The 10495-nt window shown below is 70.8% G+C and carries 12 protein-coding genes, 1 tRNA gene and 1 pseudogene; 4 read left to right on the top strand and 10 right to left on the bottom strand.

Annotation, left to right across the window (positions count from 1 at the left end; all coding sequences use genetic code 11):
- The 4 genes from VIM19_21305 to VIM19_21320 form a co-directional block, all read right to left on the bottom strand.
- Positions 1-202 (bottom strand): relaxase domain-containing protein (locus VIM19_21305; GenBank protein HEY5187367.1); only part of this gene is annotated, 202 nt, incomplete at its 3' end.
- A 712-nt stretch (positions 203-914) separates the two neighbouring features.
- Complete coding sequence (locus VIM19_21310) at positions 915-1679, bottom strand: hypothetical protein (protein HEY5187368.1); 765 nt, start codon at positions 1677-1679, stop codon at positions 915-917.
- The gene (locus VIM19_21315) at positions 1676-2356 is read right to left on the bottom strand and encodes a helix-turn-helix domain-containing protein (protein HEY5187369.1); all 681 of its coding nucleotides are present in this window, start codon (positions 2354-2356) and stop codon (positions 1676-1678) included. The genes VIM19_21310 and VIM19_21315 overlap by 4 nt, the downstream gene beginning before the upstream one ends.
- A 313-nt stretch (positions 2357-2669) precedes the next feature.
- Positions 2670-2745, bottom strand: a tRNA-Arg gene (locus VIM19_21320).
- 509 nt (positions 2746-3254) lie between these two features.
- Here VIM19_21320 and VIM19_21325 point away from each other — a divergent pair.
- Entirely contained in the window at positions 3255-3800 is a 546-nt protein-coding gene (locus tag VIM19_21325) for a hypothetical protein (protein ID HEY5187370.1), read from the top strand.
- A 96-nt stretch (positions 3801-3896) separates the two neighbouring features.
- Here VIM19_21325 and VIM19_21330 read toward each other — a convergent pair.
- The 5 genes and pseudogenes from VIM19_21330 to VIM19_21350 form a co-directional block, all read right to left on the bottom strand.
- A pseudogene (locus tag VIM19_21330) lies at positions 3897-4109 on the bottom strand (NAD(+)--rifampin ADP-ribosyltransferase).
- Positions 4110-4391: 282 nt separating this feature from the next.
- Entirely contained in the window at positions 4392-4916 is a 525-nt protein-coding gene (locus VIM19_21335; protein ID HEY5187371.1) for a hypothetical protein, read from the bottom strand.
- 579 nt (positions 4917-5495) lie between these two features.
- Entirely contained in the window at positions 5496-6155 is a 660-nt protein-coding gene (locus VIM19_21340) for a hypothetical protein (GenBank protein HEY5187372.1), read from the bottom strand.
- Complete coding sequence (locus VIM19_21345; protein ID HEY5187373.1) at positions 6152-6913, bottom strand: ATP-binding cassette domain-containing protein; 762 nt, start codon at positions 6911-6913, stop codon at positions 6152-6154. The genes VIM19_21340 and VIM19_21345 overlap by 4 nt, the downstream gene beginning before the upstream one ends.
- Positions 6910-7473: a GNAT family protein gene (locus VIM19_21350; protein ID HEY5187374.1), complete on the bottom strand. Its 564-nt coding sequence runs from the start codon at positions 7471-7473 to the stop codon at positions 6910-6912. The genes VIM19_21345 and VIM19_21350 overlap by 4 nt, the downstream gene beginning before the upstream one ends.
- Before the next feature lie 85 nt (positions 7474-7558).
- On the opposite strand from VIM19_21350, the gene VIM19_21355 reads away from it, so the two are divergent.
- Complete coding sequence (locus VIM19_21355) at positions 7559-8545, top strand: ornithine cyclodeaminase family protein (GenBank protein HEY5187375.1); 987 nt, start codon at positions 7559-7561, stop codon at positions 8543-8545.
- 47 nt (positions 8546-8592) lie between these two features.
- Here the strand turns inward: VIM19_21355 and VIM19_21360 are convergent, their stop codons facing one another.
- Positions 8593-8799 (bottom strand): hypothetical protein, encoded by a 207-nt coding sequence (locus VIM19_21360; GenBank protein HEY5187376.1) that lies wholly within the window; start codon positions 8797-8799, stop codon positions 8593-8595.
- A gap of 393 nt (positions 8800-9192) precedes the next feature.
- Here VIM19_21360 and VIM19_21365 point away from each other — a divergent pair, with 393 nt between their 5' ends.
- Both VIM19_21365 and VIM19_21370 read left to right on the top strand, forming a co-directional pair.
- Complete coding sequence (locus tag VIM19_21365; GenBank protein ID HEY5187377.1) at positions 9193-9543, top strand: DUF1801 domain-containing protein; 351 nt, start codon at positions 9193-9195, stop codon at positions 9541-9543.
- A gap of 300 nt (positions 9544-9843) precedes the next feature.
- Positions 9844-10495: DUF6444 domain-containing protein (locus VIM19_21370; protein ID HEY5187378.1), on the top strand; the 652-nt coding region annotated here is incomplete at its 3' end.

Below are 10495 nucleotides of genomic sequence, written 5' to 3' on the forward strand. Positions count from 1 at the left end.
CATCCGGCAGCCGGCCGTCCAGCAGCCCGGCGAGGATGCTCGCCGAGCCACCGGTGAGCGGCCCAGCCAGCCGCAGGGCGGTCGCTCCCCGCCCACACCACCGACCTGGACGGTCGACCTGCCCGGTGTAGTAGCCGGCCAGATCGCACTCGGCCGAGCGGTCCAGGTAGTACGCCGCCGCGCTCGCCCCGCCCCCAAGCATCGCCACCGAGATCACGGTGGCCCGCCCCACTGGCCCACGGGCGGCAGGGAGGATCGTCGCCACAGTGGCAAAGACCTGCGCATGGGACTGACGATCCACCGCGAGGTTGCCGGAAACCTTGCCGGACTCCTCACATTCGCGTCGGCGTCGGTCCGGGCTGCCAACGGGGTTGCCGGGAACCTTGCCGGGAACCTTGCCGGAAACCTTGCCGGACTCATCACATGCGGCATCGGTCTGCCAGAACGCGTTGCCAGGATGGTTGCCAGAGCAGTTCGGAGGCACGCTTAGCTCCTGGAGTACGCGGCCGGTGCGGGCGGGGTACCGCCCTCAGGCTGTGGCAGGTGCGACCTCCTCGAGGTCGGGGTAGCCCGCCAGCACACAGATCACGACCCCGCGCCGCGCGATCGACGCCGTCGGAGCCTGCCCCACACCGAGCGCGGCACAGCCGGCGCGTTCGGCTGCTGACGCCCGCGGCGATGCGCCGTATCCGCGCGAAGCGCGCGATACCACTGTGTCTGGCTGGCTGGCTGGCTCCTTGGCTGGGCTCGGCAGTCTGGCTGCGGGTGGGGGGTCCGGGGTGTTGGGCTCTCCTGGGTCGTTCGGGTGGTGGATCTTGGGCCAGAGCGCTCACTTTTGTTGATCTTGCGTGCGCGGCCGCCTTGATTGTGACCGGGCGGGAAGAGCCCGCGGCGCCCGGCAACCATCGGCCGAGTCAGGACACGAGCAACCGCCAGGCCGCATAGCCGTCGGCTGCGTGATCGCCCAACGCGAGCCATTCCGACGCTTTCGGGTCACCGAGCTGCTGATCGAGGCGACGCAGCCGCTTTCGATCGCTTCCTGCCAGCCGCGCCCGTTCGGCTCGGGGGTCAGCCATCAGGCTGGCCAGGAAGGCCGCATCTCCGCTGTGCCGGTCGCGGTCTCGCGAATCTGCCACCCAGGCTGCTGCCTTGAGCACCAGCGCGCCGAGCAGGTCCGGGACCGGGACCTCGACGGACCGTCCACCCTTGACGACGGTGACGACCATGAGCCGCTGCAGGGCCTGGTGCCCCCCGGGCACCTGGATGGTCTCCGCGCCACCGACCGTGTGCAGCGGCCAGCGTGGTGGTGAGTGATCGGGAGCCAGCACGTCGGCGGCCATCTCGTCGCTCGCCCGCCGAAACCGGTACACCCGACCCCTGCTGTCTGGCACCGGGTCAAGATGCAGGCTCCTCACCGCTCGGACGCAGCGCCGAAGCCCGTCGCTGGCAGTCAGCAGGTCGGCCAGCACGTCGACGTCCTGGCTGACTCGGACCCCGCCGCGCCCGCCTCGCAGCCCGTGCAGCAAGACCATCTGGCCGCCGATCAGTTCCCACCGCTGGGCCGGGACTCGCTCGGCGAGATCGAGGATCAGGTCCCACAGGGCGTCGAGGCGCCCGGTGAGCGGAGGGAGCACGACGGTTCCCCCCGATGTCACCGGATGGTCGCTGCCGGCGGTCATGACAGGCTGGCGGCGAGAGACTGCTCGAGCAGGGCCAGGCCGGCCCGTTGGGTCCGCAGGTCCGCCGACTCGAACAGGTCGACGGCGACGACCGCGTCCGGCATGACGGTCCGCTGCAGAAGCTCGGGGTCGTCGAATCGGGGAATCCGCACCACCAGGTTCACCTCGCCCAGCTTGCTGACGCCGTAGTCGCGTCGAAGTCGCGCCCACGTGCCGGCTGAGCAGTACACCTCGTCCGGGATGTCGCCGGCTCCCAGGATGTTCGCCCCGGCGTGCTCCGCCTGGGTCATCCCGCCGGCCACCACACCCGTTTCCGCCAGCACCGCCGCGCGGTAGCCGGGCAGCACCCGGACGTCGGCGCGGACGGCACGCGTCCGGCAACCCGCCGCAATGCGCTCCGGGCTGCGCGTGCGAAGCCACGACCGCACCCGGGAGCGTGCCCCCCGGTCCAGCCAGCCGGCCCGCTCACCGGACGCCTCCCAGAGCGCGGCCCACGCTGTGCCCGGCGCCAGGGCCCGCCCGCGACCGACATGAGCGCGGGCTCGCCGCATGACGCTGCCTTCGTCGAGCAGGAGCATCCGCCCTACCCTCTCGGCGGAGAGCGTTCCGGCCGCAACAAGCCGGCGCACCTCGTGGGCGCTGACACTCAGTCGCTCCGCCGCATCGGCAACGGTCATGGCCACGGGGGACTCACCTCCGAAAGAAATGGTACTCCGTCGTATGTATTCTGCCTACACCGGCGACCTGCGGCGCCGACCCTGAATGCGGGGAGCCCGGCGAGTCACCGGGGCCGGTCGACGCATTGACCAGGTTCCGGTCCAACTCGGCTCGGTGGCGAGGCGATGGTGACTCAGAGTGATCGGGCGTGCCATAGCCGTGCCATAAGCGTGCCATAATTGGGTGGCACGAGAGGGGTGGCCGTGGGATCCGGTGGTATCGGGCGGGAGCGGGATTGTGCTTGCTGCACAAGGAGAATTCGCATGTTCTTGATGGTGCCCCCGAGAGGATTCGAACCTCCGACACACGGTTTAGGAAACCGTTGCTCTATCCCCTGAGCTACGAGGGCGGCGGCGTATGGATGAAACCCTCGCCGGAACCCTCGATGGAACTCCGGAGGCGGCAACCACGGCCTGGGACGGCGACCAGGGTACCTGGGCAGGCGCCGGCTCTGCGCAGAGCAAGCGCCAGCCCGACCCTCACGTGGCATCGCTTCCTTCCATGCCTGAGGCGGTGCGCGATCAAGCAAAAGGCCAACCAGTCCCTGCAGTGTCCGGTGGGACCGCCAGCGGCGTCTGGGGATGACTCCCGTCGTCCCAGCAGACACTCGTCGTCCGGCACTCACACTCCGACGCCCGCCCACTGGAGGCGTCCGAATCGACGGCACAAGAGGTGCCAATCAAGCGCTTCGTCTAGCCTACTTGACTTGATCTGTCTAGCACCCTAGACAGGAAGGGTGAAGCGCCGGGAGCTGCTCAAGCGGATCGGTGCGGCGGCCCGTTCGTGCGGGCTCATGCTCGAGCAGGTCCGGGAGGGAGCCAACACACGATCTTCGGGGTCGGAGACTACGAGTTTCCGGTGCCGCGTCACAGCGAGATCAACGAGTACACCGCGCAGGCGATCATTGCGGGCCCTGGCGGACCAGCTGGGAGAGGACTGGTGGAGACGGTGACCAAGGCGACCAAGGCGACCTACACCGCGGTCTGCCGCCGCGTCGGGGACTGGTGGGCGATCGACGTCGCGGAGATCCGTGGTGTGCACACCCAGGCCCGCCGCCTGGACCAGGTCGCGGGCCTGGCACACCACGCCATCGCATTGCTGCGCGACGTGCCGGTCGACAGCTTCGATGTGGTCGTGCAGCCGCACCTCGACGCTGACGCGGAGCTGACCGTGGCGGCGTCCGCCGAGGCGACCCTCCGGGCACGGCAGGCTGCGGAGGAGGCCAGCCGGTTGCAGCGAGAAGCAGCGACCACCTTGCTGACCAGATACCACCTCACCGTCCGAGACGCCGGGACTCTGCTGCACGTCTCACCCCAACGCGTCAGCCAGCTGGCCCAGCAGCCGACCACCGCCAAGCCTCACATCGGGACCGGCCGAACTCCCAGGGGCCGTAAGACAGCCTGACCGAACCCGAGGCGCCGATCGCGCTCGCTCCTACTGCGGGGATCCAGCACGCGGATGACGTCTTCGGTGAGACAGGTCGAGCAGCGCCACCCCCAGTCAGTCGTCGATGGCTTCGATGCCACGCTGCTTGAGGCTTTCGAGCTGGTCTTTCATGGCTTGAAGGACTTCGGGGGCGTGGCCCTCCCAGTTCGTGATCTCACCTGTGACGCGGAGCGGTTCACGAGAGCGGTAGGACTTCGTGGGGTTGCCGGGGAACTTCTTGTCCGTCAGGTTGGGGTCATCCGTGATCGGACCGCTTGGTTCCACCAGCCTCAGCACCGTGCACTTCTACGGCCAAATCGACGTCGTCGCCGACCCCGTGGCCCTCAGCGCAGCAGCCAGCCTCGGCTACTGACCAACCCGGCACCACACCCGCGGTCAGAGCCCCACGCCCTCAGCCGACTCAGGACACCCAAGCGCCAGCGATCCCCCGGGCTAGGCACGGCAGGTCCAGCAGCGGCACCAGCCAACGCCGCGCCGTAGGTGCCGACGCAGTTCGTCGGTGGGACACCAGCAGATGTGCCTGAAGCCGTGCGCGAGCGTCTCGTCCGGTCAGCCGCCCAGACCAGGGCACGACTTGGCGACATACACGGCCACCGAGCCGATGTCCGCGGCCTTGCCGGCCACGGCGTCGGTGAACGCCTTCTGCAGGCCCGCCTGGCTGATGCTGCCCGACTGTGCGGCCTCGCCGATGTTGTCGATGAGGTCGGCGTAGGTGTTCGCCGCGGCCTTGATAGATGCGGGGGCGGTGGCGCGGATGTCCGCCGCTACGGCCCGGAACTTCGTGCCCGCGGCGGCGAGGTCCGTCACGTTCGTGTTGTCGCCCTGCAGGCTCTCCAGCTCCTTGAACGCGGCACAGAACGTGGTGGCCCCGCCACCGGCGACCGTCTCGGCCGCGGAGGGAGTCGAGGACACGGGCGCGGACGCCGACGACGCCGGGGCGGACGCCGCCGCCGCGGGGGCCGAGGACGTCGAGCTGGCGGTGGTGGTGCCGCTGGAGCAGCCGGCCAGGCCGAGGACGACAGCCAGCACGGCGGCAGGAACAGCAGTGAACGAGGAGACACTTCGGTGCGACATGGTGACCTCCGCTGGGCTCGGTGGGCGCTGGCTTCCAGAGGACCAGCCCGGCGACCTCGCTCGCACCGGGTGAACCCCCGGCAGCGGCCGCCGGGTGAGGGCTGGATGCGGGCCCCGAGCAGACCAACGATCACGGAGATCACAAGGACACGGAAGAACGCCGCCCGTCCGCCGATCCGTTAGAAGCCAGCGATGGGTCGGGCAGCCCGGCCAACGAGTCTGAGGCCGCAACGCTCACGACGAGCTCACGCCCCGCCGGGGGCCGCGGCGTCCATGCGGATGGTCATGGTGCTGAAGGTGCCGAACTCGGGCTAGTCGAGCGGGACCCGCCGTCCGTGCACCCAGACCTCGCCGGGCTCGAACAGGAACTCCACGCCCATCCCGACCGCGATCGTCTTGCACGTCCCCTCAACGGCGAGGCTGGAGAAGTAGCACCAGTACCGCCCGGGGTGTGCTCTGAATCGTCGACCCCCCAGCCGTCGTCCTCATGCCAGGTTCGGAACGACGCCGGTAACCGGACCCACGACCTCCAGGGCGGTCAGCGTGCTCCTGAGCCAAGGCGCCGGCCAGCCTGCTGGCCTACCCGGTGGGGCGCCGTCGCTCTCGCAGGGCGCAGGCAAGAAGTCCCAGCGCACCGACGGCGACTGCCTGCGCCACCACCATCAGCAGGACCCCTGCGCCTGGGTGACCGTCTCCAGCAGTGGCACGCATCAGCGGCTGGACCGGCGGGAACCAGGGGACGGACAGCGACAGGACCATGAGCGCGGTGACTAGCGCCACGGCCAGGCCCGGACGAACGGCCACCGGAGGGGACACGAGAGTCCCGACCCCGACGCCTGCTACCCCTTGTGACAGGTGGAGGGCGACCAGCGCGAGGACGGTCGTCGCCGGATACGACGCGGACCCGTTGGCCACCGCGCCCCAGCAGACCGCGGACACGGCGAGAGCGGTGACCGCCACGAGCGCCGTGGCCGCCCTGGCCATCAGCCGCCGCGTGCTGGACCCGAGCGTGACGAGAGTGACTGCGGCATAGGGCGCGCTCTCGGCCGTGCTGACCGTTCGGGTGAGCCAGGCCGCGACAGGGAACAAGGCGACAGCGGTCACAGTGCCGGCCTGCAGCGGCGGACCGGCGGGGGCCGCGTACACCAGCGCCGTGATCGCGACGAAGGTCAGGACCGGAGCCAGCGCGCTCTGCCGCACCAGCAGCAACCTGAGGTAGTACCCGAGGGCCACCGTCACGGCCAGCGCTCCACCCGGCGGACCTCGCCACCCGCTCGCAGCACGTCCAGCAAGGTCCGGTCGCGGTCGGCCCGGGCCACGATCCGGACCTGTTCGACGCCGTCCGGCCCGACCGTCACCAGTCGCCACGTCGGCGGCCCCTGGGGAGCCGCCCACTCGACGAGCCGGCCGTCCCGCAGCTGAACGGTTCGAGCACCGAGCACGTCGAGGTGCTCGCTGTGGTCGGCCAGCAGTACCGAGCCCCCGTCGTCGGCGGCCCGTCGAACCATTGCCGCGGCCGTGCTGCGGGCGGCGTCGTCCAGGGCGGCGAACGGCTCGTCGAGCACGACCAGCTCGGGTGGCCCGGCGAGCGCCGCCGCGACGAGCACCTTGGCCAGGGTCCCTCGGCTGCAGGCCGCCAACGGCAGTTCCGGTCGGACGCCCAGCTGCTCGAGGAGCCCAATGCCCACGGCCCCGTCGGTGTGACCGCGCATCCGGACGATCGTGGTCAGCCATGACCCAGCGGCGGTCCGCGGTGGAGGCTCGCCGGCCACCTGAGGCTGGTAGCCCACGGGCCGTGGACGCTGAACCGTTCCCGACGCCGGCCGCAGGATTCCGGCCGCCAGCCGTAGCAGTGTCGTCTTCCCACTGCCGTTGGGGCCGCGCACCACGAGCACTCCGCCCGTGGGCACCTGCAGCGTGATCTCGTCCAGGACCGCCCGGTCACCCCGACCGAACGCGTAGCGCACCGAGGCCAGCGCCAGCCCGCCCTGACTCACGTGGTCACACCGGCCCCGTCAGCAGGCTCGTCGGTCCAGCCGTCGTTGACGACCTGGAACAGCAGGTGGTCCTGCCACTGCCCGGCGATCCGCAGGAACTTCGGTGCCATCCCCACCGGGGTGAACCCGACCTTGGCCAGGACCCGCTGGGACGCGACGTTGCCGATGAGCGTCTCGCCCTGGATGCGATGCAGCCCGAGGTCGGCGAACGCGACGCGCACGATGTCGCGGAGGGCCCGGGTCGCCACCCCTCGGCCGTTGCGCGCCTGGGTCACCCAGTAGCCGACGCTGGCCGACTGCGCGGCGCCGCGAGTGATGCCGTTGAGGTTGATCCGGCCCAGGACCGTGCCATCGGAGTCCACCATCACGTGCGGGAGCATGAGCCCCTGCTCGTGACGGGCCAGGGCGTCAGCCACGATCTCGGCCTGTCCCGCCTCGGTGAACGCGTGGTCGGGCGCAGCGGGCGACCACGGCGCGAGGAACTCCCGGTTCGAGACTGCGAGCGCAGTGAGCGCGGAGAAGTCGCCATGAGCGATCAGGCGAGTGGTGACGTCGGTCATGAAGTGCTCCACGCCCCCTAGTCTTCCGGAGTGGCCGAGCAGCGCCATGGTGCCTCCGTGGCGAGCCGCGGCGCAGACTGTGACCATGCTCCTGTTGGGCCGGACCGAGACGGAGTCCCTGCTGGACCTCGACGCGCTGCGCGAGGCACTGAGGGGCGCGATGCAGGACGTCAGCGCGCGGCGCGTGTCGATGCCACCCCGGATCGCGGCCACAGTGCCTTCGCACGGGCTGCTGGCTGCGATGCCCGCGTACTCGCCCTCCGGCGGGCTGGCGACCAAGCTGGTGAGCGTCTACCCGGGCAACGCCGGGACGCCGTTGCCCTCCCACCAGGCCGTGGTGGTCGTCTTCGACCCCGACACCGGTGAGCCGCTCGCGCTCCTGGACGGCACGTCGATCACGACGCTGCGGACCGCGGCCGGGTCGGCCCTGTCCGCGGAGCTGCTGGCCCGCAGCGACGCCGAGACGCTGGCCATCCTGGGCACCGGCGTCCAGGCCCGGGCGCACGCCGAGGCGATGGTGCGGGTGCGGCCGATCCAGCGGATCCGGGTGGCCGGGCGCAACCGCGAGCGGGCCGCCTCGCTGGCCGCCGTCCTGCAGGCCTCCTTGGGCATCGAGTCCCGGGCCGTCGACAGCTACGCCGAGGCCTGCGCCGCAGCGGACCTGGTCTGTGCCGCCACGCATGCGCTGGACCCGGTGGTGCACCGGGAGTACCTCAGGCAGGGTGCCCACGTGACGTCGGTCGGGTTCAACACGGACGGCCGGGAGGTGGACTCCGCGAGCGTGGCCGACGCACTGGTCGTGGTCGAGTCCGTCGACGCCGTCCTGGCGCCGCCACCGGCGGGCTGCAACGACCTGCGGGTACCCATGGACGAGGGCCTGATCGGGCCTGAGCACGTCCACACCGAGATCGGCGAGCTGCTCCTGGGCACCAAGCCGGGCCGGACCTCGCCCGACCAGATCACGCTCTACAAGTCGGTGGGGATCGCCGCCCAGGACGTCGCCGCGGCCAACCTGGTGCTCACGGCCGCACGCGGCCGGGACCTGGGCATCACGGTCGACCTGTCGGCCTAGCGCAGCCTGCTCTCCGCAGCCGGCCCGACCGACGCGCAGCTCGGGTCCTACGCCAACTCCCTGACGAGGACGTACCGGACCTCGGCCACAGTCGTCCCGCCGATCTCGATGTCCTGGCACCGTCCGTCAGCGACGAATCCGGCCGCCTCGTAGAAGGAGCGAGCCCGGGTGTTGTCGGCCAGCACCCACAGGCTCACCGTTGTCACCTCCGGCGGGACGTCCCGCAGCGCCGCCGCCATGAGGTGGCGCCCCACCCCGCGTCCGAGCACTCCCGGGGGACAGATAGATGGCGTAGACCTCCCAGGCCCCCTCGAGGTCGGTGTCCCGACCGGGCCCGACCGAGGCGAAGCCGCAGACCGCGCCGTCGGCAAGGGAACCTGTGGTGCGCCTCCCAGAGACGGCGGTCGGGTCGGCAGCCCACTGGGCCGCTCGGCGGTCCACCGAGAGACCCGCGAGGAAGTCGCTCGGCAGCCGGCCCCGGTAGGTGGCCCGCCAGGACGCGACGTGCACCATGGCGATCGCCTCGGCGTCCGCCGGCACGGCCGGTCGGGTCTCGGTCACCGTGGCGCCTGGTCAGGACCGGACAGGACGACGGGCATGCTTCACAGCACGGATTGTGCCCTCCGGCCGCGAGTATCGTGCGGCAGGTGCCCGCGGTGGACGACTACCTCGACGGCCTCGACGATCCGACCCGGTCGGCCTTCGAGCGCATCCGCGCGCTCGCACTGGTGGAGGCAACCGAGGCCGTCCAGGGCACCAGCTACGGGATGGCCGCCCTGTTGTACCGGGGGAAGCCGCTGCTCGGCGTGCTCGCGGCAAAGCACCACCTGAGCGTCTTCCCGTTCAGCTCACGGGTCGTGGACGCGGTGCGCGACCGGCTCGACACCTTCGAGCTGTCCAAGGGCACCATCCGGTTCTCCGTCGACCAGCCGATCCCGGACGAGGTCGTCCGTGATGTCGTGCGGCTCCGGATGGCGGAGATCGACGGAGCCGGCTAGCGCGTCGGGTGCCAGCAGGACGTCCGCTCCGGCCGCGCCGGGACGCTGCCGCTCGGCGCAGCTGCCGGGCCCCTGGCCGCCCGCGGCCGCCGAGTGCTTGGATGCCGACTGCTTAGACCCGGCGAACCAAGCGACTGGTTCACACAGGCGCAACATCTGGCTGGCACGATCCGCCCCGTCCCATTAGCCCCCGACCGTAACTGTTCAGGTCCCTCACGGCGTGGCGGGTTGATCTTGTCGTGAGGTGCGGGAGGCTTCACTTGTCCGTTCTGCGACTTCCCCCGCAGGCAGGTGCTCTTCGTGGTCGATCCGTCGGTTTCTGCTGTGCCACCGGCTCCCTCGGTGGAGGAGTTGCTCGTCCTGCTTGCTCAGCGCGATGCGCTGATCGCGGCGTTGGCGGGTCGGGTGGCGGAGTTGGAAGCGCGGCTGGGAAAGAACTCCCGGAACTCCTCGAAGCCACCGAGCAGCGACGGTCTGGCCAAGCCGGCGCCGAAGTCGTTGCGCAGGTCCTCGGGGCGTAAGCCTGGCAAGCAGCAGGGCGGTCACGGGTTCCGGCTGGAACCTCGGGCAGTGCCTGATGAGGTGCGGACGCATGCTCCGATCGACTGTCGGGGGTGTGGTTGTGATCTTGTTGAGGCGCCGGTCGTGGGTGTCGAGGTTCGTCAGGTCTTCGACCTGCCGAGCATCGAGCTGATCGCGGTTGAGCACCGCGCGCAGCGACGGGCGTGTTCGTGCGGCGCGGTGACCCGTGCGGAGTTCCCCGCCGAGGCGACCGCACCGACGTGTTACGGACCGGGTGTGGCGGCGCTGGCGGCCTATCTGCTGGGCCGGCAGCACTTGCCGGTGGAACGCGCCGCGGAGTGCTTGCAGGAGGCGTACGGCGCGGGCGGTGTCCACCGGGTGGCTGGCCTCGCTGCTGCCGAGTGCGGCGGCCCGCCTGACGGGTTCCTCG

This window comes from Actinomycetes bacterium (assembly GCA_036510875.1).
Lineage (GTDB): Bacteria > Actinomycetota > Actinomycetes > Prado026 > Prado026 > DATCDE01.

Coding starts and splice junctions, on each gene's coding strand:
- VIM19_21310 (HEY5187368.1), bottom strand. CDS start 1,679: ATGACCGCCGGCAGCGACCATCCGGTGACATCGGGGGGAACCGTCGTG.
- VIM19_21315 (HEY5187369.1), bottom strand. CDS start 2,356: ATGACCGTTGCCGATGCGGCGGAGCGACTGAGTGTCAGCGCCCACGAG.
- VIM19_21335 (HEY5187371.1), bottom strand. CDS start 4,916: ATGTCGCACCGAAGTGTCTCCTCGTTCACTGCTGTTCCTGCCGCCGTG.
- VIM19_21350 (HEY5187374.1), bottom strand. CDS start 7,473: ATGACCGACGTCACCACTCGCCTGATCGCTCATGGCGACTTCTCCGCG.
- VIM19_21355 (HEY5187375.1), top strand. CDS start 7,559: ATGCTCCTGTTGGGCCGGACCGAGACGGAGTCCCTGCTGGACCTCGAC.